The organism is Streptomyces sp. NPDC058308 (genome assembly GCF_042880275.1).
GTDB lineage: Bacteria > Actinomycetota > Actinomycetes > Streptomycetales > Streptomycetaceae > Streptomyces.
In genome coordinates this window covers 248,389-270,306 of the sequence record NZ_JBHVZA010000010.1, presented here as the reverse complement: position 1 = coordinate 270,306, position 21,918 = coordinate 248,389, and the positions used below count along the sequence as shown (strand labels likewise).

The following is a 21,918-nucleotide window of genomic DNA, read 5'->3' as shown; positions in this document are numbered from 1 at the left end:
CCCGCCGCCCGCTAATAATATCCTCCCCTCGGTATACACGGTCCCCTCCCCCTCAAACCCGCCAACCGCGTGGGCCCCGCCGCCACCCCGGGCCGCGCCCCTCTCTTCTGACTTCTGCGCCTTACGCCCAGGTCAGCAACCGCTTCGGCCGCTCCAGGATCGCCGCCACATCGGCGAGCACCTTGGAGCCGAGCTCCCCGTCCACCAGGCGGTGGTCGAAGGAGAGCGCGAGCGTCGTCACCTGGCGCGGCTTGACCTTGCCCTTGTGGACCCACGGCTGGAGCTTGATCGCGCCGACCGCGAGGATCGCGGACTCGCCGGGGTTGAGGATCGGCGTGCCCGTGTCGACGCCGAAGACGCCGACGTTCGTGATCGTGACCGTGCCGCCCTGCATGTCACCGGGCGCGGTCTTGCCGGACCTGGCCGTGGAGACCAACTCGCCGAGCGACTCGGCCAGTTCGGGCAGGGTCTTGGCGTGCGCGTCCTTGATGTTCGGCACGATCAGACCGCGCGGGGTGGCCGCGGCGATGCCCAGGTTCACGTAGTGCTTCTGGACGATCTCCTGGTTCGCCTCGTCCCAGGCGGCATTGACGTCAGGATTCCGCTTGATCGCCACGAGCAGCGCCTTGGAGATGAGCAGCAGCGGATTGACCCGCAGCCCCTCAAAGGCCCTGTCCTGCTTGAGCTCCTCGACCAGCTTCATCGTGCGCGTCACGTCGATCGTCACGAACTCCGTGACGTGCGGCGCCGTGAACGCCGAGCCGACCATCGCCTGGGCGGTGGCCTTGCGGACGCCCTTGACCGGGATACGGGTCTCGCGGGCGTCGGTGGACACCACGGGGGCGGCGGCCGCCGGAGCGGGGGCCTGGGCCGGCGCCTGCGGGGCGGACACGGCCTCGGCGGCCGGGGCCACCGCCGCGTGTACGTCCTCGCGGGTGATGATCCCGTCGGGCCCCGACGGGACGACCGTCGCCAGGTCGACGCCGAGGTCCTTGGCGAGCTTGCGGACGGGCGGCTTGGCCAGCGGCCTGGCGCCGTTCCCGTTCACCCGCACGTCCTGGGCCACCGCTGACTCGGGTGCCGCGACGGGCGCCGGGGCCTGGGCCGGGGCCTGTGCTGGTGTCTGGGCCGGTGCCTGGGCGTCTCCGGAGCCGGTCTTACGGGCCCGCCGCTTGGTCGAGGACTCGGCGACCCCGTACCCGACGAGCACGGGCTGGCGGCCCTGCGGCGCCTCGGGCTCGTCCTCCGCCTCCGCCTTCGCGGCGGTCGTCGCGGGCGCCGCCTCGGTCGTCTCCGCAGCGGCCGCCGCCGGGGCACTCGCCCCGCCCGACACGTCCACCGCGATGATCACCTGGCCGACATCGACCGTGGTGCCCTCGGGGAAGCGCAGTTCCCGCACCACGCCGTTGAAGGGAATGGGGAGCTCGACCGCGGCCTTGGCCGTCTCGACCTCGCACACGACCTGGCCGTCGGTGACCTCGTCACCCGGCTGCACGTACCACTTGAGGATCTCGGCCTCGGTGAGTCCCTCGCCCACGTCGGGCATCTTGAACTCGGCAAGAGCGGTGTCAGTCATCGTCGTCACGCCCTCCTCCTCAGTACGCCAGCGAGCGGTCGACGGTGTCGAGCACCCGGTCAAGGCCCGGCAGGTACTCCTCCTCCAGGCGCGCCGGCGGGTACGGCGCGTGATAGCCGCCGACCCGCAGCACGGGCGCCTCCAGGTGGTAGAAGCACCGCTCGGTGATGCGCGCCGCGATTTCCGCGCCCGTGCCCAGGAAGACCGGGGCCTCGTGGACGACGACGAGCCGCCGCGTCTTCTCGACCGAGGACTGCACCGTGTCGAAGTCGATCGGCGACATCGAGCGCAGGTCCACGACCTCCAGGGACTTGCCCTCCTCCGCGGCGGCCGCGGCCGCCTCCAGGCAGACCTTCACCATCGGGCCGTACGCGACGAGCGTGAGGTCGCTGCCCTCGCGGGCGACGACGGCCTTGTGCAGGGGGCCGGGGATCGCGTCCTTGTCGACCTCGCCCTTGTCCCAGTAGCGCCGCTTCGGCTCGAAGAAGATCACCGGGTCGTCGCTCTGGATGGCCTGCTGCATCATCCAGTACGCGTCGGCCGAGTTGGAGGGAGAGACCACCTTCAACCCCGCGACGTGCGCGAAGAGCGTCTCGGGCGACTCGCTGTGGTGCTCGACGGCGCCGATGCCGCCGCCGTACGGAATGCGGATGACGACCGGCATCTTGACCTTGCCGAGCGCGCGGGCGTGCATCTTCGCGAGCTGCGTGACGATCTGGTCGTACGCCGGGAAGACGAATCCGTCGAACTGGATCTCCACCACCGGGCGGTAGCCCCGCAGGGCGAGTCCGATGGCCGTGCCGACGATGCCCGACTCGGCGAGCGGGGTGTCGATGATCCGCTCTTCGCCGAAGTCCTTCTGCAGCCCGTCCGTCACGCGGAAGACGCCGCCGAGCTTGCCGACGTCCTCACCCATGATGAGGACCTTGGGGTCGTTCTCCAGCGCGGTGCGCAGCGATTCGTTGATCGCCTTGGCGATGGGAAGCTTCTGGACAGCCATGGTTACTTGTCCTCCCCACCCGCGGGGGCGTCCGCGAACGACGCCTGGTAGGCGGCGAACTGGGCGCGCTCCTCGTCGACCAGCGCGTGCCCGTCGGCATAGACGTTCTCGAAGATCGCCATCAGATCCGGATCCGGCATCGCCCGCACCACCTCTCGCACTCGCTTGCCCAACGCTTCGCTCTCATCGTCGAGTTCCGCGAAAAATCCCTCATCCGCGTGACCTTCGGACTCCAGGAAGGCGCGAAGGCGCAGGATCGGGTCCTTGGCCTCCCAGGCCTCCCGCTCCTCGTCCCTGCGGTACTTGGTGGGGTCGTCGGAGGTGGTGTGCGCGCCCATGCGGTAGGTGAACGCCTCGATCAGCGCCGGGCCCTCGCCCGTACGGGCCCGCTCCAGGGCCCACTTGGTGACGGCGAGCACGGCGAGCACGTCGTTGCCGTCGACCCGCACACCGGGGAAGCCGAAGCCCTGCGCGCGCTGGTAGAGCGGCACGCGGGTCTGCTTCTCGGTGGGCTCGGAGATCGCCCACTGGTTGTTCTGGCAGAAGAACACGACCGGGGAGTTGTAGACCGCGGAGAAGGTGAACGCCTCGGCCACGTCACCCTGGCTGGAGGCACCGTCTCCGAAGTACGCGATCACGGCCGAGTCGGCACCGTCCTTGGCGACGCCCATGGCGTAGCCGGTGGCGTGCAGCGTCTGCGAGCCGATGACGATCGTGTACAGGTGGAAGTTGTTGCTGTTCGGGTCCCAGCCGCCGTTGTTCACGCCGCGGAACATGCCGAGCAGGTTCGTCGGGTCCACCCCGCGGCACCAGGCGACACCGTGCTCGCGGTACGTGGGGAACACGTAGTCGTCGTCCCTGGTGGCCCGGCCGGAGCCGATCTGGGCGGCCTCCTGGCCGAGCAGCGAGGCCCACAGGCCCAGCTCGCCCTGGCGCTGCAGGGCGGTGGCCTCGGCGTCGAAGCGGCGGGTGAGGACCATGTCGCGGTACAGGCCGCGCAGTTCCTCGCTGGTGATGTCCGCGACGTACGCGTCGTACTCGGCGTTCTCGACGCGCTTGCCCTCGGGGGTCAGCAGCTGTACGAGCTCGGGCTCCGTGCTCTTCTGCGGCGCGGCCTTCCTGGCGCTCGCGCGCTTGCCGCCGCCCGTACTGCTGCGGCGCGGTTTGCGCGCGGCGGTGCTCTCCACGGTCACGTGTGCTCCTCCGTCGGTCCGGCCCCCGGGGTTACCGGGATGGCCAGTGCGGCTCGCCCGTCCACAAGCCCGCGCACGGGGTGGGTGCGACTCGGCCGGGAACAGGCGTGACAGGTGCCCCGGCAAGCACCCTGCTCAATGCACGTTACCCAGTACTTCCCATTTCTGTGAAACCCCATCTGACCTGCGAATTTACTCGGAAATCCAAGTACCTGTTTGCTTGGATTACCGAGTAAATCGAGAATGGGAGGAACACGTCCTGGTCACAGCACTGATCACAGCCTGGCAGGGGGCCGGAACACCGGCACGTTATCCCGGCCACCCCGCGCACGGGAAGGGTTCCGCCCGGGCACGGAAAGAGATCGTGTGTGAGACTGGCTCCGTGCGCGAAGACGGAAAAATTACGGTATTTCTCCTCGACGACCATGAAGTGGTCCGGCGTGGGGTCCATGAGCTGCTCTCCGTAGAGTCCGACATCGAGGTGGTCGGCGAGGCGGGCACCGCGGCAGATGCCCTGGTCAGGATCCCTGCGACCCGGCCCGACGTGGCCGTCCTCGACGTACGCCTGCCGGACGGCAGCGGTGTCGAGGTGTGCCGCGAGATCCGCTCGCAGAACGAGGACATCAAATGCCTGATGCTCACCTCGTTCGCCGACGACGAGGCACTTTTCGACGCGATCATGGCCGGTGCCTCCGGTTATGTCCTCAAGGCCATCCGCGGCAATGAGCTCCTCACCGCCGTCCGGGACGTGGCCGCGGGCAAGTCCCTGCTCGACCCCGTCGCCACGGCCCGGGTCCTCGAACGGCTGCGGGACGGCAACAACGCCAAGGGCGACGACCGCCTGGCCAACCTCACCGAGCAGGAGCGGAAGATCCTCGACCTGATCGGCGAGGGCCTGACCAACCGCGTGATCGGCGAGCGCCTGCACCTCGCCGAGAAGACGATCAAGAATTACGTCTCCAGCCTGCTGTCCAAGCTGGGCATGGAGCGACGCTCGCAGGCGGCCGCGTACGTGGCGCGCATGCAGGCGGAGAAGCACTGACACCGCCGTCCGTCGCGGGACGTCGCGGGACAGGGTGCCGCACGGGGGCGGCCGCCGGTGACGTAGCCGTACGGAGGCGCTGCCGCCGGTGACGTACAGGAGCGCCTGACGGTTGAGGGACTTACGTCCTCGGTTTATGGGGGCGGGGTCCCCTTTTCCGACACCTTGTCCATGAACCAAGGTGGGTGTCATGCCCACCGACGAACAGCGCGCCTTCGAACTGCTCAGCCGCACCGACTACGGCCGGGTGGCGACCAGCATGCGCGCGCTGCCCTTCCTCGCGGCGGCCCGTCACATCGTCGTGGACGGCAAGATCCTCCTGCGCATGCACAAGGGATACGGCTACCACCGGGCCTGCATCGGCAGCGTCGTCGCGTACGGCGCGGACAACCTCAACGTCACGAGCGCGCGCGACGCCCAGTGGACCGTCCAGTGCGTCGGCCTCTGCGACCGCGTGGAGCCGACCAACGCGGAGCTGGAGCTCTTCGGCCCCGGGCCGCACTTCGTGGACGGCGACCTCTTCGACCCGGTCTACCTGCGCATTCAGCCGCAGTTCAGCACGGTCCACACCTTGCGGGCGGGATACGACCGCCGGCTGCAGCACATCCTGTAGGCCGTACGGCGCCCCCCGGCGCCGGGTGTCAGAACCCTTCGCCCTCGCCGCCGCCGTTGCCCGCGCCCTCGTCGTCGCCCGGGTCCGTCGGGTCCGTCGTGGGCTCGGTCGGGTCCTGCGTGGGCTGGGTCGGGTCCGTGGTGGGCTGGGTCGGCTCGTTCGTCGGCTGGGTGGGCTCGTTCGTCGGCTGGGTCGGCCGGTTCGTCGGGCCCGTCGGACCGGTCGGCTGGTTCGTCGGCGGGTGGTAGTCCGTCTCGCCGCCGGTGCCCGTGTCCGGGTCCGACGTCTCGTCCGACGTCTCGTCGTCCGCGCTCTTGCTCGGCTCCTTGGACTGCGAGTGCTTCGTCGCGGGAGTCTTCGGCGGGGTCTTGTGGTCCTTCTTGTCGCTCGCGTTCAGCGCGAACGCGACGCCCACCGCGATGGCGATGATCGCCAGCACGACGAAGATCAACACCTTGCCGCGGCCGCCCTTGCCGCCGTGGTGACCACCGTCAAATCCGCCGTCGTCGCCCGGCGGCCGCAGCATGGGGCTCGGGATCTGCGCGGTCCCGGAGTCCGGGTGGGCCATCGCGGTGGTGCCCGCGACGCCCATGGCCGGGGTGCTGCCGCCCTCGTGCATCGCGACGGGCCCGGTGTTCCAGGTGCCCGTGTGGCTGCCCTGCTCGTGCAGCATCTGCAGCCCGTACTGGACGAGGCCGCGCATCTCCTCCGCCGTCTGGAACCGGTCGTCCGGGTCCTTGGCGAGGGAGCGCATGACGAGCCCGTCCAGCTCCGGCGGCGCCGCGTCCGAGACCTCGGACGGCGGCACGGCCTGGTCCTGGACGTGCTGGTAGACCACGGAGAGCGGCGTCTCACCGGTGAACGGGGGCCGCAGCGCGAGGAGTTCGTAGAGGAGGCAGCCGGTCGCGTACAGGTCGGATCGGTGGTCGACGGCCTTGCCGAGCGCCTGCTCGGGCGAGAGGTACTGGGGCGTGCCCATGACCATGCCGGTCTGGGTCATCGTCGACTGCGCGCCGTGCAGGGCGCGCGCGATGCCGAAGTCCATCACCTTCACCGCGCCGGTGTCGGTGATGATCACGTTCGCGGGCTTGATGTCGCGGTGCACGATGCCGTGCTGGTGCGAATAGGCCAGGGCCTCCAGCACACCGGACACGATGATCAGGGCCTGCTCCGGACCCGGCGCCTCCGCGTTGATCAGCAGATCGCGGATCGTCCGGCCCTCGACGATCTCCATGACGATGTACGGGACGACGTTCGGCCCGACGGCGTCTTCACCGGAGTCGTACACCGCCACCACGGCGTGGTGGTTGAGGCCCGCGACGGACTGCGCCTCACGCGTGAAACGGGCCTTGGACACGGGGTCCTCGGCGAGGTCGGAGCGGAGCAGCTTGACCGCGACGGTGCGGCCGAGACGTACGTCCTCGGCCGCGAACACCTCGGCCATGCCGCCCCGGCCGAGTCTGTGGGTCAGCCGGTAACGGCCGTCGCCGACGAGCCCGCCATTGCCCCACAATTCAGGCGCGTCTGACATACCGCCGCCGGACGCCTCGGGGTCGGACGGGCCCTGAGCGCGCTGCGTCTGTGCCATCAGTCCTCGCCGTCGTTTCTGGTCGTGGTACTTGGTGCTGAGTACGTCGCGATACGGGGTACTCCGTCGGGCCACGCTACAGCCTTCGCACCGCCCCCCGGTCCGACGTGGACCGGACATCAAAGCCCCCGCGGGGTCCCGCGCGCAAACTTGTAACGCTTCCGAGACGCTTCTTGCGCGTACGGTCACGGAACGGGCACCGAGCTTGACGCGTCATCCTCCTGGGGCAGACTTGGCCTGGAATAAGCGGTCAATCGATCACCAGCCGCGGAGCCGTCCGGCAACCGCGCCAATGGGGGACGCACGAGATGAGCAGCCAGGACGGCGCACAGGGGCGGTACGCGGGGCGTTCGCTGGCCGGTGGCCGCTACCAACTGCGCGATCTGCTCGGCGAGGGCGGCATGGCGTCGGTGCACCTCGCTTACGACACCGTGCTCGACCGCCAGGTCGCCATCAAGACGCTGCACACCGAGCTCGGCCGCGAGCAGTCCTTCCGCGAGCGCTTCCGCCGCGAGGCCCAGTCGGTGGCGAAGCTCACGCACACCAACATCGTGTCGGTCTTCGACACCGGCGAAGACGAGCTCGACGGCGCGATGATGCCGTACATCGTCATGGAGTACGTCGAGGGCAAGCCGCTCGGCTCCGTGCTCGACGCGTCCGTCGCCCAGTCCGGCGCGATGCCGTCCGACCAGGCGCTGAAGATCACCGCCGATGTGCTCGCGGCCCTGGAGATCAGCCACGAGATGGGCCTGGTCCACCGCGACATCAAGCCCGGCAACGTGATGATGACCAAGCGCAACGTCGTGAAGGTCATGGACTTCGGCATCGCCCGCGCCATGCAGTCAGGCGTCACCTCCATGACCCAGACCGGCATGGTCGTCGGCACCCCGCAGTACCTCTCGCCCGAGCAGGCGCTCGGCCGGGGCGTCGACGCGCGCAGCGACCTCTACTCCGTCGGCATCATGCTGTTCCAGCTGGTGACCGGGCGGCTGCCGTTCGAGGCGGACTCGCCGCTGGCCATCGCGTACGCGCACGTCCAGGAGGAGCCCGTCGCCCCCTCCTCGATCAACCGTTCCCTTCCGCCCGCGGTCGACGCGATCGTCGCCCGCGCGCTCAAGAAGAACCCGAACGAGCGTTTCCCGACCGCCGAGGCCATGCGCGACGAGTGCCTGCGCGTCGCCCAGTCCTTCCAGGCCGCGGCCCCCAGCATCGTGCCGGGCGCGCAGACCGCGAGCGGTGCGGGCGTGGGCGCGGCGGTCTTCCCGCCGGTCGACACGTCACTGCCGCAGAGCGGCCAGGTCCAGACCCCGTACCAGGCGGGCCCCGGGCAGTACGGTCCGTCCACCCCGGCGCCGACGCCCGCGCCCACCCCGGGCTACGGCTACCCGCAGCAGGGCGGCTACCAGACCCCGCCGCCCGTCAACGCGTACGCGCCGCAGCAGGGGGCGCACACCCCGCCGCCGTACAACCTCTCGCCGCAGCCCGCGACGGCGGTCCCGGCCGGTCCGGGCGGTGCAGGCGGCCGCAAGCGGAACATGCCGGTGGTCGTCGGCTCGATCGTCGTCGCGCTGCTCGCCGTCGGCGGCCTGGTCGCCGCCGTCTCGATGAGCGGCGACGGCGAGGACGGCAAGGAGGCCGGCGGCGACAAGTCGAAGCAGCCGGTGGCGGGGCACAAGGGGCCGGATCGCAACATGGTGATGGACACCGAGAAGTGCACGGACCCCGAAGAGGGCTACAACGACGAGAATAAGATCAAGGTCCCTGACTTCACCTTCAAGGACTGGCGCTCGGTCCTCTCCTGCCTGCAGGCGGCCGGCTGGAGCTACGACAAGCGCAAGGTGAATGAGAACGCCTACGGGGAGGACACCGTCATGCGGCAGACCCCCAAGGAGGGCACGGAGGTCGACCCGAAGAACGTCGACATCCAGTTCGACATCTCCACGGGCAATCCGGCCTGAGCGAGGCCTGGCGGCACGCATAGCGAGCCCTGGCGGCACACTTCATAAGGAGGGGGCTCGGTACGCGTGACGCGTACCGAGCCCCCTCTCTGTATGTGCCGGTGTCGGCTCTCTGTATGTGCCGGTGCCGGTGCGGGTCCGCAGGCTAGAGGTACGGGCCTCCCGAGCGCCCGGCGATGCCGCCGCCGCCCTCGTCCTCCTCGTCGCCGCCGACGCCGGGCGGCAGCGCCCGCCGCATCGACTCCAGCTGGGCCCGCGCCGCCATCTGCTGCGCGAACAGCGTCGTCTGGATCCCGTGGAAGAGGCCTTCGAGCCAGCCGACCAACTGGGCCTGCGCGATGCGCAGTTCCGCGTCGCTGGGCGTCGACTCGTCCGTGAAGGGCAGCGAGAGCCGCTCCAGCTCCTCGACGAGCTCAGGGGCGAGGCCGTCCTCCAGCTCCTTGACGGAGCTGGCGTGGATCTCCTTGAGGCGCACCCGGCTCGCCTCGTCGAGAGGAGCCGCCCGCACCTCCTCCAGGAGTTGCTTGATCATGCTGCCGATGCGCATGACCTTGGCCGGCTGTTCGACCATCTCCGTCACCGGGACCTCGCGGGATTCGTCGTCTCCGCCACCACCGAGAGCCATTCCGTCCTGGCCCACGACCAGGACCTGGGGGCTCTCCGGCGACCGTTCGTTCCTCGGCATCTCCATGCCGCCATTCTCTCGCACGCCTGCCTCACACATCGGTGGTGCCCCCTGATGCGCCTGATCCACCCTCAGAGCCTGCCTTTCAACACCCGTCTGCTCAGCCACGGCGCAGCCGCAGGCCGAGGAAGCCGAGGCCGAGGCCGATGAGGAGCAGGCCACCGCCGAGGGGCAGGACGCGCAGGTTCGGGAGCACGGGGCCGGCGGGCGTGCGTTTCGTGGGGTCGGACGCGGTGTCCTGGTGGGTGCCGGGGAGCGGGTCGGGCCTCGGGGGGCGCGGGGGCGGTGTGTAGGGCGCCTGAGGCACCTGTGGCAGGTCCGTGAGCGGCGGCCTGACCTGGCCCGGCCGCTCCCGTCCCTCGCCCGCCCTGCTTCCGGCCCGGGCGGTCTCGTCGACGGTGGCGACCGGACGCCTCGGCGGGGGATGAGCCGCCGCGTACGAGACGAGGCCGGGCACGACCGTCAAGAGGACGGCGAGCAGCGCGCCCGCCACCAGGAGCGCTCGCCGTCCAGCCCGTGAAGCTTCCACCGCGCTGACCCCCTCCCGTCGCCTGGCCGTCGGAATCAAGAGCATCGCTGCGCTGGTGACAAGCCTCACATGACGCCTCATATCCGGCATCTCGACCAGCTGTGCGGCGGAACGGCACCTCGCAAGGTGACAGCGGGAGGGCCGCTCAAGGGGCGCGGGGAACTGCGCGACCTGCGACGACGCCTCCCGCGGCCGCATGCCACCACGCCCCCGCGGCCGAGAGAACACCCGCGAGGGCTGAGCCGGACCTGTTACCGGGTCAGGAGCACCTTGCCGATGTGCCCGCTCTCCTCCAGGACCCGGTGCGCCGCCGAGGCGTCCCGCATCGGCACCGTACGGTCCACGATGGGCCGTACGTGTCCCCCGCCGATCAGCGGCCAGACGTGCTCCCGTACGGCCGCGACGATCGAGGCCTTCTCGGCGGCCGGACGCCCGCGCAGCGAGGTCGCGGTGACGGCGGCCCGCTTCTGGAGGAGCGCGCCGATGTTCAGCTCGCCCTTGGCACCGCCCTGCATACCGATGATCGCGAGGCGGCCGTTGACCGCGAGGGCCCGCACGTTCCGGTCCAGGTACTTCGCGCCCATGTTGTCGAGGATGACGTCCGCGCCCGCGCCCCCGGTGGCCCGCTCGATCTCCTCGACGAAGTCCTGCTCGCGGTAGTTGATGAGGATGTCCGCCCCCAACTCCCGGCAGAACTCCAGCTTCTCCTTGCTGCCCGCCGTCACGGCGACCTTCGCGCCGACCGCCTTGGCCAGCTGGATCGCCATGGTCCCGATGCCGCTCGAACCACCGTGTGCGAGCAGCGTCTCGCCGGGTCGCAGGTGGGAAATCATGAAGACGTTGGACCACACGGTCGAGGTCACCTCGGGCAGCGCGGCCGCCGTGACGAGGTCGACGCCCTCGGGCACGGGCAGCAGCTGGCCGGCCGGCACGACGACCTGTTCCGCGTAGCCGCCGCCGGAGAGCAGCGCGCACACCTCGTCCCCGACCGCCCAGCCGGAGACGCCGGTGCCAAGGGCCGTGATCCGGCCCGCGCACTCCAGGCCGGGGTAGGGGGATGCTCCGGGCGGCGGGTTGTAGAAGCCCTGCCGCTGCAGCAGATCGGCTCGGTTCACGGCACTCGCCACCACCTCGACGAGCACCTCGCCCTCGCCGGGCACGGGATCGGGTACCTCGGCCCATACGAGCGCTTCGGGGCCGCCGGGTTCGGGGATCGTGATCGCATACATGCGGGCGAGGCTACTCGTGTCACGGGTGCGGGGCCGGTCGGGGAACGGCTCACGACACGGGAACGGTCACCCTCGCGGCAACGGCCCTCGTCACGGGAACGGCTCGCGTCACGGGAACGGTCACCGTCGCGGGACCGGTCACCGTCGCGGGACCGGCTCGCGTCAGTTCGGGGGCAGCGGCTTGAGGTCCGGGGTGACGGCAGTGCCCGGTGAGGCGCGGATGATCGTGATCAGCCGGTCCGTCAACTGCAGCTTCCCCACGGCCGGGTCGTCGTACCCGAGCACGCGATGCCCTCGTACGACACTCACGACCAGGTCGTCCGTCTCGCGTACGTTCAGCCCCACCTCGGCCTTTATCACCGGCCGTTCGACCAGATCGAGCCCGCTGCCCTGCTGGATCAGGTCCTCCATGACCATGCCCGCGCTCGGGCTGAGCACGGAGAGGCCGAGCAGCCGCCCGGCCGCGCTCGCGCTGGTGATGACCGCGTCAGCGCCGGACTGCCGGAGCAGCGGCGCGTTCTCCTCCTCGCGCACCGCCGCCACGATCTTCGCCCCGCGGTTCAGCTGCCGTGCGGTGAGGGTGACAAGGACCGCCGTGTCGTCGCGCTGTGTCGCGATGATGATCTGGCGCGCCCGCTGCACCTCCGCGCGGAGCAGCACATCACTGCGCGTCGCGTCGCCGACGACGCCCGCGAAACCCTCGGCCGTGGCGGCGTCGATGACCTTCGCGCTCGGGTCGACCACGACGATCTGGTCCGGCTTCAGGCCGGTGGCACGGACGGTCTGGATCGCGGACCGGCCTTTGGTGCCGAATCCGACGACGACGGTGTGTTCACGCAAGTTGGACCTCCAGCGGGACAGACGCCATTCCTCGCGCGTCCGTTCCGTGAGCACTTCGAGGGTGGTGCCGACCAGGATGATCAGGAAGAGCACGCGCAACGGCGTGACCAGCAGGATGTTGCTGAGCCGCGCGCTGTCGCTGTACGGAACGATGTCGCCGTAGCCGGTGGTGGAGAGCGTGACGGTGGCGTAGTACGTGGCGTCGAGGAAGTCGACGCGGTCGTCCGAGTTGTCGTGGTAGCCGCCGCGGTCCACCCAGACGATGAACGTCGTCAGGGCGAGCACCAGCAACGCCATCGCGAGACGGCGGGTGACCTGCCGCAAGGGGCGTTCGACCGTACGCCGGGGCAGCTTGATCCGCTGGGTCATCTGCTGCTCTTCGGGGTGGCGCGCCATCGCGTCGTGCCCGGGAAGTTTCACGTGAAACACTCCTCGCCGTCTGCGCTGCCCGCGCCGTACGGCCCCGTTCCCGTACCCACGTCCGGCACCGCCCACGGCAGGTCGAGGATCTCCAGTTCCTGCCCCTCCCGTGCCCCGCCGGGCGGTACGACCGCGAGCCCGTCGGCCGCCGCGATGCCGCGCAGCATCGCCGGGCCGTTGAAGCGGAGCGGCACGGCCCGGTCGGATCGCAGGGTGACGGGGACGAGGCGGGTGTCGTAGGGGTGTCCCTGCACGGCGTCGCGCAGAGGAGCGGTGTACGTCGAGGGGCCGCCGCAGCCGTTCGCACGCCCGGAGAGCGTACGCAGCAGCGGCTCGGCCAGCGTCAACAGCCCGGAGACGGCGGCGAGCGGATTGCCGGGCAGCCCGACGAGGTGCTGTCCGGGGCGGACGCGGGCCAGCAGCATGGGATGCCCGGGGCGCACGGCGACGCCGTCCACGAGCAGTTCGGCGCCGACCCGGGCGAGGGTCGGGTGAACGTGGTCGACGGGACCCGACGCCGTACCGCCCGTCGTGACGATCAGGTCGGCGGCGGACGCGCGAATCGCCTCGTGGAGCGCTTCGGCGTCGTCGCCGAGGAACCGGACGGCGGTCACGTCGGCGCCCAGCGCGTGCAGCCAGGGCGGCAGCATCGGGCCGAGCGCGTCCCGGATGAGGCCTTCGTGGGGGAGCCCCTCCGTCAGCAACTCGTCGCCCAGTACGAGGACTTCGGCGCGCGGCCTGCGGACCACCGCCAGCGTGTCGTACCCGGCGGCCGCGGCCAGGCCGAGCACGGCGGGGGTCACCAGGGAGCCCGCGGGCAGGAGGTGGTCGCCGGAGCGGCACTCCTGGCCGCGCGGGCGGATGTCCTGGCCGGTGACCACCTCACGCCGCGCGTGCAGCCTGCCTTTGTCGTCGAGGGTGCCGTGCTCGCTGCGCAGCACCGCGGTGGCGTCCTGCGGGATACGGGCGCCCGTCGCGATGCGCACCGCCTCCCCGTCGCAGAGCGCGTCCGGACGGCCGTGCCCCGCAAGGATCTTCTCGGCCCGCACGTCCCAGGGACCGGGCCCCGCGACAGCCCAGCCGTCCATCGCCGAGGTGTCGAAGGACGGCAGGTCCGTGAGGGCGGTGAGCGGCGCGGCGAGGATCAGCCCGAGGGCCCGGGCCAGGGGAACCGGGGCGGGCTCGGCCGTCGGCCGCGGAGCGGCCCGCTCGGCCCGGACTCGGGCGGCGGGCCAGGGGGTGGGGGCGGATGTCGAGGCGGGTGGGGAGGTGGAGGTGGGGGTGGAGGTCGAGGTGGGCTGGGTTGTGGCGGAGGGCTGGGCGGCGGATCGAGCGACGGACCGAGCGGCGGGGGTGGTCGCTGGGGACGGCCGGGGCGTGACCTTGTCGCGGTCGCGGTCGCCGTCGCGGTCGCCGTTCACCAGAGCGAGTGCCTCGTCCAGATCGGCGTCCGGCGCGGGTTGCCCGGTCATCCGGCGTCCGGCCGGGTGCGGGGCGATGCGTCGGTCGCGGCGTCGGTCGCCGCGCCGGCCTTCTCGTCCTGCTGGTCCTCGTCCGTCCAGCGGGCCGCGAGCGCGACGGCCTTGCGGGTCGCCTCGGCCACCGCCTCGGCGCCGTCGGCTGTTCCGCCCCGCGCGGCGGCCTGCGCCGCCGCGTATCCGACGAGGAACGTGGTCAACGGTGCGGCCGGCCTGGCCACGCCGTGCGCGGCGTCGCGGGCGAGGTCGAGGAGGGCGCCGGTGTCGACATCGAGATCGATGCCCAGCTCGTCCTTGACTGCGGAAATCCATTCATCCAACACGTGCCCATGCTCCCTGATCCGCGCCCGGGCGGCGGCGATGTCGTCCCAGGTGTCGCAGTCGAATGCGGCGACGGGGTCGGCAACCCGAGCCAGTTCGAGCCGCGCGACGAGCAACCGCAGAGGCAACCCGGAGAGCCCCCGCTCCTCCGCGAGCCCCGCGATCTCCCGGCACAGCGCATCCCGCAGGTAAACCGCGACGAGCGGCTGATCCCGGCCGCCGGGGTCCGTGAGGACCGCCCCGTCCGCACCGCTCTCGCGCAGCACGGTGAGCAGGCGGCCTATGGTCTGCTCACCCAGAAACGGCAGGTCGGCCGAGAGCACCACCACCCGCTCCGCCGAGGTGCGCCGCAGCCCCGCGGCCAGCGCGGCCAGCGGCCCGCCGCCCGCGGGTTCCTCGCGCGCCCACACCACGGAGCGCGCGGTCGGCCTCGGCGCGGCCACGACGACGGTGGTCCCGGCGCCGGCACAGGCCGCGAGGACCCGGTCGAGCAGCGTCCGGCCGCCGACCCGCACCCCCGGCTTGTCCGCGCCGCCGAGCCGCGCGGCGCCACCGCCGGCGAGGACGACGGCGTCGTACGGCGCGGCGGCGGACTGGGCGGGCTCGGGCGGGCCGCCCTCGTTCGTGGTCACCCACTGAGTATGGGCATACGAAGGATCATTGCCACCCCCGCGAAGGGCCTTACGGGCAAGGGACTTACGTCACTCAGGTTCCCCAAGAGGACAGGCTCCCGTCCTCCCACCCCTCACACCGACCGCAGCAACACCGCCGGGTGTTCGACGCAGTCGGCCACGTAACGCAGGAAGCCGCCCGCGGTACCGCCGTCGCACACCCGGTGGTCGAAGGTGAGGGACAGCTGCACCACGTGTCGTACCGCCAACTCCCCCTGGTGCACCCACGGCTTGGGCACGATCCGGCCCACTCCGAGCATGGCCGCCTCGGGGTGGTTGATGATCGGCGTGGAACCGTCGACTCCGAACACCCCGTAGTTGTTGAGCGTGAAGGTGCCCCCGGTGAGCTCCCCCGGCGTGAGCGTGCCCGTCCGCGCCGACTCCGTGAGCCGGATCAGCTCCGCGTTGATCGAGTCGGTCGTACGGGTCTGGGAGTGCCGCACCACCGGGACGACCAGGCCGCGGTCGGTCTGCGCGGCGAAGCCGAGGTGGATGTCGGCGAACTGCCGTACCTCGCGCGCCTCCATGTCCACGGACGAGTTGAGCATCGGGAAGCGGGTCAGCGCGGCCACGCTGATGCGGGCGAGCAGTGCGAGCAGGGACACCTTGCGGCCCCCGTCCCGTTCGGTCAGCGCGGCATTCATGGCCTTGCGGGCCGCGAGCAGTTCGGTCGCGTCGGCGTCGACCCAGCAGGTCGCTTCCGGTATCTCGCGCCGGCTGCGGGCCATCTTGTCCGCGACCAGGCCCCGGATTCCGGTCAGCGCGTGCCGGGACACGGCGCCGGCGTGTTGCGGCTCCTGTCCCGCCGCCACTTGGTGGCGTGCTGCGGCCCGGCTCTCGCGGATCAGCTCGTCGTCCTCGCGGACGGCCGCCTGGGCCACCCGGGTCCGGTCGGCGTCCTCGTCGGTGGCCCGCGTGCCCGCGCGGTCCGCCGTGAGCGCCGCGTCGACGTCCGCGCGCGTGATGAGCCCGTCCGGGCCGGAGCCCACGAGGGCGCGCAGGTCCACGCCGTTCTCCCGGGCCAGCTTGCGGACGAGAGGGGAGATCACCGGTATGGGGCCGTCCCCGCGCGCGAGGGAGGCGACCTGATCCCGTGCCGGGGGCTCCACGCGGGGCGCGGCGGCTGCCTGCGGTGCGGGGCGCGAGGGCCGCACCCTGCGGCGGCGCGCGGGAGCGGCCGCCGTCCCGTACCCGACGAGGACGTTCCCGGAGGACTCCTCGGCGGCCGTCTGCAGGGCCCGCTCGGCGGGCTCCTCGGGGGCCCGGCCCCCGATCGTCGTCTCCAGGGCACCGGCACCGGCCTCGGCCGGAGCGCCGACGGCGACGGTCAACAGCGGCGCCCCCACCGGCAGTTCCGTGCCTTCCTCGCCGAAGCGCGCCGTCACCACGCCTCCGTAGGGACACGGCACCTCGACCATCGCCTTGGCCGTCTCGACCTCGACGACCGGCTGGTCCACGGCCACGACGTCGCCGACCTCGACGAGCCAGCGGACGACCTCCGCCTCCGTGAGCCCTTCCCCGAGGTCGGGCAGTTTGAATTCCAGACTGTTCACATCAAAGGCCGGGGCCATCAGCTCTCCGCCTCCCACTGCAGCCGCGCGACCGCGTCCAGGATCCGGTCGACACCCGGCAGATGGTGCTTCTCCAGCATCGGCGGCGGATACGGGATGTCGAAGCCCGCGACCCGCAGCACCGGCGCCTCCAGGTGGTGGAAGCACCGCTCGGTGACGCGCGCGGCGATCTCGCCGCCGGGGCCGCCGAAGCCGCCCGACTCGTGCACGACGACCGCTCGTCCCGTGCGCCGCACGGACGCGGCGACCGTCTCGTCGTCGAAGGGCACGAGCGAACGCAGGTCGACCACTTCCAGGTCCCAGCCCTCGGCGCGCGCGGCCTCGGCGGCCTCCAGGCAGACGGGCACGGACGGTCCGTACGTGATGAGCGTGGCGCTGCGACCGGCGCGGCGCACCACGGCGCGGCCTATCGGGTCCACGGTCTGCGGGGCGTCCGGGTTCCAGTCGGCCTTCGACCAGTAGAGGCGCTTCGGTTCCAGGAAGACGACGGGGTCGTCGGAGGCGATGGAGGCGCGCAGCAGGCCGTAGGCGTCGGAGACCGTGGCGGGCGTGACGACGTGGAGTCCCGGCGTCGCCATGTAGTACGCCTCGGAGGAGTCGCTGTGGTGCTCGACGCCGCCGATGCCGCCGCCGTAGGGCACGCGGACGGTGATGGGCAGCGGCAGCGCTCCCCGCGTGCGGTTGCGCATCCGCGCCACGTGCGAGATGAGCTGTTCGAAGGCGGGGTAGGCGAAGGCGTCGAACTGCATCTCGACGACGGGCCGCAGCCCGTACATCGCCATGCCGACGGCCGTCCCCAGGATGCCCGCCTCGGCGAGCGGTGTGTCCGTACAGCGGTCCTCGCCGAACTCCTTGGTGAGCCCGTCGGTGACCCGGAAGACCCCGCCGAGCGCCCCGACGTCCTCTCCGAGGACGTGCACGGAGGGGTCCTCGGCCATGGAGTCCCGCAGCGCGCGTCCGAGCGCCTGGGCCATCGTGGCCGGTTTGGTGGCCGGCTTCGCCGCGACCGTGGTCATCGCGCTTCCTCCTCGGCCTCTTCCGAGGCCACTTCCAGCTCGGCACGCAACTGGGCCGCCTGCTCCCGCAGTTGCGAGGTCTGCTCGGCGTACACGTGCGTGAAGAGGTCCATGGGGTCGAGCACGGGCTCTTGGTTCATGCGTTCGCGCAGGTCGGCCGCCATGGCCTCCGCGTCCTCGCCCGCCTGCCGCTTCGTGTCGTCGTCCAGGAGTCCGCGCTCCGTCAGCTCCCGCTCAAGGAGCAGGATCGGGTCGTGGTCGCGCCAGGCGTCGACGTCGGTGTCCTGGCGGTACCGCGTGGCGTCGTCGGCGTTCGTGTGGGCTTCCATGCGGTACGTGACGGCCTCGACGAGCGTGGGGCCGCCGCCGCCCCGCGCGCGGGAGACCGCTTCGCCGAGCACCTCGTGCATCGCCGCCGCGTCGTTGCCGTCCACCAGACGACCCGGCATGCCGTACCCCACCGCCTTGTGGGCCAGGGACGGAGCGGCGGTCTGCTTGTCGAGCGGCACGGAGATCGCGAAGCCGTTGTTCTGCACGAGGAAGACCACGGGGGCCTGCCACACCGCCGCGAAGTTCAGCGCCTCGTGGAAGTCGCCCTCGCTGGTGCCGCCGTCGCCCACCATGGCGAGCGCGACCACGTCGTCGCCCTTGAGCCGGGCGGCGTGCGCGAGGCCGACGGCGTGCGGCAGCTGCGTCGCGAGAGGCGTGCTCAGGGGCGCTATGCGGTGCTCGCGCGGGTCGTACCCGGTGTGCCAGTCGCCGCGCAGCAGGGTCAGCGCGCTCACGGGGTCCAGACCGCGGGCGACCACGGCGAGCGTGTCCCGGTAGCTGGGAAAGAGCCAGTCCCGCTCCTCCAGAGCGAGCGCGGCGGCGATCTCGCACGCCTCCTGCCCGGTGCTCGAGGGATAGACCGCCAGCCTGCCCTGCTTGGTCAGGGCCGTCGCCTGCGTGTTGTAGCGACGACCGCGCACCAGCTCCGCGTACAGACGGCGCAGCAGCCCCGGATCGGCCTTCTCGGCGGCCGCGGTGCCCAGGACGCGGTACGGCTCCGCGTCCGGCAGCAGCGGCGCGGGGTCGGTCCTGGGCTGCCAAGCGGGGGGCGGGGTGGGCCGGTAGGCGCCCCGCTGCTCCATGACCGTCATGACGGCACCTCCTGGGGGAAGCGGTCTCCTCGTGGGAGCGGAAAAGAGGCGCGTCGACGTGATGCGCCTCACCTACCGATTGTTCGGTCGTCGGCACATTTTGGCTACAGGCACCTCCAGGCTGTGGACAAACGGTTCTCCACAGCCTGGGATGGATGCAGTACGTCCATGGTAGGGAGGCGGGGGGACATGGCATCTGAACGAATGGCCACCGGGCAGGACGGCGGCGATGCCGAGCCCCGAACCCCGGACGCCCGCGCGCCGGAGACCGGCATCCCGGACGCCCGAGCTTCGGAGGGAAGGGTTCCGGAGGCCCGAGCTCCGGACACCCGGGCTCCGGAAGGAAGGGTTCAGGATGGACGGTTTCCGGAGGGGCAGCTGCCGGATCCCCGCCCCCTGGACGCCATCGACCGCGACATCCTGCAGATCCTGCACACGGACGGTCGCGCGTCGATACGCTCCGTGGCCGAACGCGTCCATGTGTCACGCGCCAACGCGTACGCGCGCATCAACCGCCTCATCGACGACGGCGTCATCCGGGGCTTCGGGGCGCGCATCAACCACGAGCGCGCCGGACAGGGCGCGTCCGCGTACATCACGCTGAAGATCGTCCAGAACACCTGGCGCACGGTGCGCGAGCAGCTGCGCGCACTGCCGGGTGCGTCTCACATCGCCCTGGTCAGCGGGGACTTCGACGTACTGCTCCTGGTGCACACACCGGACAACCGCGCCCTGCGTGAACTGGTGCTGACCCGGCTCCAGTCCATCCCCGAAGTACTCAGTACGCGTACGTTGCTGGTCTTCGAGGAGGACGACATGGAGCCGGAGAACTGACTCCGGACAGCTGACCGGTGCGCAGCCCCGCCTCAGCGGTCGGTGCGCAGCCCCGCGAAGGCCAACTGCACGACCGCGTCGGCGATCTGCTCGCCGTTGGCGGCTCCCCGGCTCTCCGGGCGGTACCACTCCACGATGGAGTTGATCATTCCGAAGAGCAGCCGGGTGGCCAGGCGCAGCTCGACGTCGGAGCGCAGGTCGCCCTCCGCGGCGGCTTCCTTGAGCAGTTCGGCCACCTGCTGGTCGAACTCCCTGCGCCGCTCCATGGCCCAGCGCTCGGTGTCCGTGTTGCCGCGCACCCGCAGCAGCAGCGTCACATAGGGCAGTTCGGCGACCAGGACCTCCACGGTGCGCCGCGTGACGTACTCAAGACGCTGCACCGCGGTACCCACGCGCGCGTGCTCCTCGACGAGAATCCCGAAGAGCCCGTCAAGGGCCCGGCTCACCGCCCGGCGCAGCAGCTCCTCCTTGCCCGCGACGTGGTGGTAGATCGACGACTTGGAGATGCCGGCCGCCTTGGAGAGGTGCTCCATGGACGTGCCGTCGTAACCGCGCTCGTTGAAGACCCGGACGGCCACGCTCAGCAGCGTCTCCGGGGTGTACGTGTCCCGCCGGGCGGTGGTCATGAGTATTCCTCTCGCACGGCCTGGCGCCGCAGTGCCTGGGAGGGCGCGTAGCGCCCGGTGGGGTACTCGTCGTGCAGGACGTCGAGCGCCTCGGCCACCCTGTACGCGGTGAGCCTGCGGCCCCATTCGAGCGGTCCGAGCGGGTAGTTGACGCCGAGCCGCATGGCCGTGTCGATGTCCTCGGCGTCCGCCACCTCGCGGCCGACGGCGTCGAGGGCGAAGTCGACGAGCATCCATACCGTGCGGGCCACGATCATCCCAGGGGTGTGCCCGATGACGCTGACCTTCTTGCCGAGTGCCTGGAAGAGGCCGATGGCCTCCTTCAGTCCCTGCTCGCTCACCCGGCTCGACGGACCGAGGGCGATCCTGGTCGCGGCGGCGTAGTCCAGGGCGAGGTCGAAGTGGACCGTGGGCTCCGCCGCGGCGTCGGCGGCCGTGCCGTCGGCCAGGGCGAGCCGGACACCACTGGGGAGCTCGATGAAGCCGGGGTAGCTGGGGGCGCCCTCGCTGCGGCGGACCTTGATGCCCGCCTCGCGGATCAGGCCGGGCAGGGCGTCGGCCGGGAACAGGTCGCCGTGGACGGCGACAGAGGCCGGCGCCTTCCCGGGCGGGGCCGTGTGCGGTTCCGCGCGCGGGGCGTCGTCCCCGTACGCGTACCAGCCCTGTCCCGACTTCCGTCCGAGGCGGCGCGACTCGACGAGGCGGCGCTGGGCCAGCGAGGGCGTGAACTTGGGGTCCTGGAAGAAGGACTCCCAGACGGAGCGCGTGACGGCCTCGTTCACGTCCTGACCGATGAGGTCGGTGAGCTCGAAGGGGCCCATCTTGAAGCCGCCGCACTCGCGCAGGACGGCGTCGATGGTCGCGGGGTCGGCGGCCCGCTCCTCGTACAGGCGCAGCGCCTCGGCGTAGAAGGGCCGTGCGATGCGGTTGACGATGAAGCCGGGGGTGTCCGCACAGCGCACCGGGGTCTTGCCCCAGGCCTTGGCGGTCTCGTACGCGCGCGTGGCCGCCGCCTCGTCCGTCGCGAAGCCGCTGACGACCTCGACGAGGGGGAGCAGGGGGGCCGGATTGAAGAAGTGCAGGCCGACGAAGCGGCCCGGCCTGCGCAGCGGGCCGGCGACGGCGGTCACGGAGAGGGACGAGGTGTTGGTGGCGAGCAGACAGTCCTCGGCGACGACTTCCTCGAGCTCCTGGAAGAGCCGCTGCTTGACGTCCAGTTGCTCCAGGACCGCCTCGACGACGAGACCGCAGTCGGCGAGCTCCGCGAGGCTCTCGGCAGGGCTGAGCCGGGCCCCTGCCGCGGCGCGGTCCTCGGCCGTGAGGCGGCCCTTCTCGACCAGCCGGTCCAGGCGGGCACCGATCGCGTCGGCCGCCGCCTTCGCGCGGCCGGGCACGGCGTCGTACAGCCGCACGGCGTGGCCCGCGACCAGGGCGACCTGGGCGATGCCCTGCCCCATGGTTCCGGTACCGACCACGGCAACGGCGCTGCTGAGCTCGAGTGCTGTCATGCTCGCGATCCTCCCGCACGGCCCGTCGGCCGCAGGGTCCGGGGGTGACCGTGAAGAAGTTGTCCACAGGTTTGGCGG

The 21,918-nt window shown here is 71.4% G+C and carries 19 protein-coding genes; 4 read left to right on the top strand and 15 right to left on the bottom strand.

Annotation, left to right across the window (positions count from 1 at the left end):
• Positions 1 to 121: 121 nt before the first annotated feature.
• From ACFVYL_RS16780 to pdhA (ACFVYL_RS16770), 3 genes are read right to left on the bottom strand one after another with little or no spacing between them, the layout of a single operon-like run.
• Entirely contained in the window at positions 122 to 1,576 is a 1,455-nt protein-coding gene (locus tag ACFVYL_RS16780; RefSeq protein WP_389716408.1) for a dihydrolipoamide acetyltransferase family protein, read from the bottom strand.
• A 19-nt stretch (positions 1,577 to 1,595) separates the two neighbouring features.
• Positions 1,596 to 2,576, bottom strand: a complete 981-nt coding sequence (locus tag ACFVYL_RS16775) for an alpha-ketoacid dehydrogenase subunit beta (protein ID WP_389716377.1) — start codon at positions 2,574 to 2,576, stop codon at positions 1,596 to 1,598.
• 2 nt (positions 2,577 to 2,578) lie between these two features.
• Complete coding sequence (pdhA, locus tag ACFVYL_RS16770; RefSeq protein ID WP_389716374.1) at positions 2,579 to 3,769, bottom strand: pyruvate dehydrogenase (acetyl-transferring) E1 component subunit alpha; 1,191 nt, start codon at positions 3,767 to 3,769, stop codon at positions 2,579 to 2,581.
• A 382-nt stretch (positions 3,770 to 4,151) separates the two neighbouring features.
• Here pdhA (ACFVYL_RS16770) and ACFVYL_RS16765 point away from each other — a divergent pair, with 382 nt between their 5' ends.
• Both ACFVYL_RS16765 and ACFVYL_RS16760 read left to right on the top strand, forming a co-directional pair.
• A complete protein-coding gene (locus ACFVYL_RS16765) occupies positions 4,152 to 4,811 on the top strand; it encodes a response regulator transcription factor (protein WP_355812362.1) in 660 nt (219 codons plus the stop codon).
• A 190-nt stretch (positions 4,812 to 5,001) separates the two neighbouring features.
• Positions 5,002 to 5,424 (top strand): pyridoxamine 5'-phosphate oxidase family protein, encoded by a 423-nt coding sequence (locus ACFVYL_RS16760; RefSeq protein WP_389716371.1) that lies wholly within the window; start codon positions 5,002 to 5,004, stop codon positions 5,422 to 5,424.
• A gap of 28 nt (positions 5,425 to 5,452) precedes the next feature.
• On the opposite strand, the gene ACFVYL_RS16755 is transcribed toward ACFVYL_RS16760, so the two are convergent.
• Entirely contained in the window at positions 5,453 to 7,012 is a 1,560-nt protein-coding gene (locus ACFVYL_RS16755) for a protein kinase (protein WP_389716369.1), read from the bottom strand.
• Positions 7,013 to 7,320: 308 nt separating this feature from the next.
• On the opposite strand from ACFVYL_RS16755, the gene ACFVYL_RS16750 reads away from it, so the two are divergent.
• Positions 7,321 to 8,970, top strand: coding sequence for a protein kinase (locus tag ACFVYL_RS16750; RefSeq protein ID WP_389716367.1), 1,650 nt, complete (start codon positions 7,321 to 7,323; stop codon positions 8,968 to 8,970).
• Between the two features lie 145 nt (positions 8,971 to 9,115).
• Here ACFVYL_RS16750 and ACFVYL_RS16745 read toward each other — a convergent pair whose 3' ends face one another.
• From ACFVYL_RS16745 to pdhA (ACFVYL_RS16705), 9 genes are all read right to left on the bottom strand, one after another.
• Positions 9,116 to 9,661: a bacterial proteasome activator family protein gene (locus ACFVYL_RS16745; protein ID WP_389716364.1), complete on the bottom strand. Its 546-nt coding sequence runs from the start codon at positions 9,659 to 9,661 to the stop codon at positions 9,116 to 9,118.
• A gap of 94 nt (positions 9,662 to 9,755) precedes the next feature.
• On the bottom strand, positions 9,756 to 10,184 hold the full coding sequence (locus ACFVYL_RS16740; RefSeq protein WP_389716362.1) for a hypothetical protein: 429 nt from the start codon (positions 10,182 to 10,184) through the stop codon (positions 9,756 to 9,758).
• Positions 10,185 to 10,435: 251 nt separating this feature from the next.
• Positions 10,436 to 11,413: an NAD(P)H-quinone oxidoreductase gene (locus ACFVYL_RS16735; RefSeq protein ID WP_389716359.1), complete on the bottom strand. Its 978-nt coding sequence runs from the start codon at positions 11,411 to 11,413 to the stop codon at positions 10,436 to 10,438.
• 162 nt (positions 11,414 to 11,575) lie between these two features.
• The gene (locus tag ACFVYL_RS16730) at positions 11,576 to 12,682 is read right to left on the bottom strand and encodes a potassium channel family protein (protein WP_389716357.1); all 1,107 of its coding nucleotides are present in this window, start codon (positions 12,680 to 12,682) and stop codon (positions 11,576 to 11,578) included.
• A complete protein-coding gene (locus ACFVYL_RS16725; RefSeq protein WP_389716355.1) occupies positions 12,670 to 14,145 on the bottom strand; it encodes a molybdopterin molybdotransferase MoeA in 1,476 nt (491 codons plus the stop codon). The genes ACFVYL_RS16730 and ACFVYL_RS16725 overlap by 13 nt, the downstream gene beginning before the upstream one ends.
• The gene (locus ACFVYL_RS16720) at positions 14,142 to 15,104 is read right to left on the bottom strand and encodes an NTP transferase domain-containing protein (RefSeq protein ID WP_389716352.1); all 963 of its coding nucleotides are present in this window, start codon (positions 15,102 to 15,104) and stop codon (positions 14,142 to 14,144) included. The genes ACFVYL_RS16725 and ACFVYL_RS16720 overlap by 4 nt, the downstream gene beginning before the upstream one ends.
• A gap of 113 nt (positions 15,105 to 15,217) precedes the next feature.
• Positions 15,218 to 16,714 carry a dihydrolipoamide acetyltransferase family protein gene (locus ACFVYL_RS16715; protein WP_389716350.1) on the bottom strand — a complete coding sequence of 499 codons (1,497 nt, stop codon included), beginning with the start codon at positions 16,712 to 16,714 and terminating at the stop codon, positions 15,218 to 15,220.
• Entirely contained in the window at positions 16,714 to 17,730 is a 1,017-nt protein-coding gene (locus ACFVYL_RS16710; protein ID WP_389716348.1) for an alpha-ketoacid dehydrogenase subunit beta, read from the bottom strand. Before ACFVYL_RS16710 ends, ACFVYL_RS16715 begins: the two co-directional genes overlap by 1 nt.
• On the bottom strand, positions 17,727 to 18,872 hold the full coding sequence (gene pdhA, locus ACFVYL_RS16705) for a pyruvate dehydrogenase (acetyl-transferring) E1 component subunit alpha (RefSeq protein ID WP_389716346.1): 1,146 nt from the start codon (positions 18,870 to 18,872) through the stop codon (positions 17,727 to 17,729). Before pdhA (ACFVYL_RS16705) ends, ACFVYL_RS16710 begins: the two co-directional genes overlap by 4 nt.
• Before the next feature lie 378 nt (positions 18,873 to 19,250).
• Here pdhA (ACFVYL_RS16705) and ACFVYL_RS16700 point away from each other — a divergent pair, with 378 nt between their 5' ends.
• On the top strand, positions 19,251 to 19,706 hold the full coding sequence (locus tag ACFVYL_RS16700; protein ID WP_389716406.1) for an Lrp/AsnC family transcriptional regulator: 456 nt from the start codon (positions 19,251 to 19,253) through the stop codon (positions 19,704 to 19,706).
• Between the two features lie 32 nt (positions 19,707 to 19,738).
• Here ACFVYL_RS16700 and ACFVYL_RS16695 read toward each other — a convergent pair whose 3' ends face one another.
• Both ACFVYL_RS16695 and ACFVYL_RS16690 read right to left on the bottom strand, forming a co-directional pair.
• Positions 19,739 to 20,332 carry a TetR/AcrR family transcriptional regulator gene (locus ACFVYL_RS16695; protein ID WP_389716344.1) on the bottom strand — a complete coding sequence of 198 codons (594 nt, stop codon included), beginning with the start codon at positions 20,330 to 20,332 and terminating at the stop codon, positions 19,739 to 19,741.
• Complete coding sequence (locus tag ACFVYL_RS16690; RefSeq protein WP_389716343.1) at positions 20,329 to 21,840, bottom strand: 3-hydroxyacyl-CoA dehydrogenase; 1,512 nt, start codon at positions 21,838 to 21,840, stop codon at positions 20,329 to 20,331. Before ACFVYL_RS16690 ends, ACFVYL_RS16695 begins: the two co-directional genes overlap by 4 nt.
• Positions 21,841 to 21,918 lie beyond the last annotated feature (78 nt).

What these genes read in the sequence shown, in the direction of transcription:
- ACFVYL_RS16780 (WP_389716408.1), bottom strand. Translation starts at nt 1,576, where the DNA reads ATGACTGACACCGCTCTTGCCGAGTTCAAGATGCCCGACGTGGGCGAG.
- ACFVYL_RS16775 (WP_389716377.1), bottom strand. Translation starts at nt 2,576, where the DNA reads ATGGCTGTCCAGAAGCTTCCCATCGCCAAGGCGATCAACGAATCGCTG.
- ACFVYL_RS16760 (WP_389716371.1), top strand. Translation starts at nt 5,002, where the DNA reads ATGCCCACCGACGAACAGCGCGCCTTCGAACTGCTCAGCCGCACCGAC.
- ACFVYL_RS16755 (WP_389716369.1), bottom strand. Translation starts at nt 7,012, where the DNA reads ATGGCACAGACGCAGCGCGCTCAGGGCCCGTCCGACCCCGAGGCGTCC.
- ACFVYL_RS16750 (WP_389716367.1), top strand. Translation starts at nt 7,321, where the DNA reads ATGAGCAGCCAGGACGGCGCACAGGGGCGGTACGCGGGGCGTTCGCTG.
- ACFVYL_RS16745 (WP_389716364.1), bottom strand. Translation starts at nt 9,661, where the DNA reads ATGGAGATGCCGAGGAACGAACGGTCGCCGGAGAGCCCCCAGGTCCTG.
- ACFVYL_RS16735 (WP_389716359.1), bottom strand. Translation starts at nt 11,413, where the DNA reads ATGTATGCGATCACGATCCCCGAACCCGGCGGCCCCGAAGCGCTCGTA.
- ACFVYL_RS16725 (WP_389716355.1), bottom strand. Translation starts at nt 14,145, where the DNA reads ATGACCGGGCAACCCGCGCCGGACGCCGATCTGGACGAGGCACTCGCT.
- ACFVYL_RS16715 (WP_389716350.1), bottom strand. Translation starts at nt 16,714, where the DNA reads ATGGCCCCGGCCTTTGATGTGAACAGTCTGGAATTCAAACTGCCCGAC.
- ACFVYL_RS16710 (WP_389716348.1), bottom strand. Translation starts at nt 17,730, where the DNA reads ATGACCACGGTCGCGGCGAAGCCGGCCACCAAACCGGCCACGATGGCC.
- pdhA (WP_389716346.1), bottom strand. Translation starts at nt 18,872, where the DNA reads ATGACGGTCATGGAGCAGCGGGGCGCCTACCGGCCCACCCCGCCCCCC.
- ACFVYL_RS16695 (WP_389716344.1), bottom strand. Translation starts at nt 20,332, where the DNA reads ATGACCACCGCCCGGCGGGACACGTACACCCCGGAGACGCTGCTGAGC.
- ACFVYL_RS16690 (WP_389716343.1), bottom strand. Translation starts at nt 21,840, where the DNA reads ATGACAGCACTCGAGCTCAGCAGCGCCGTTGCCGTGGTCGGTACCGGA.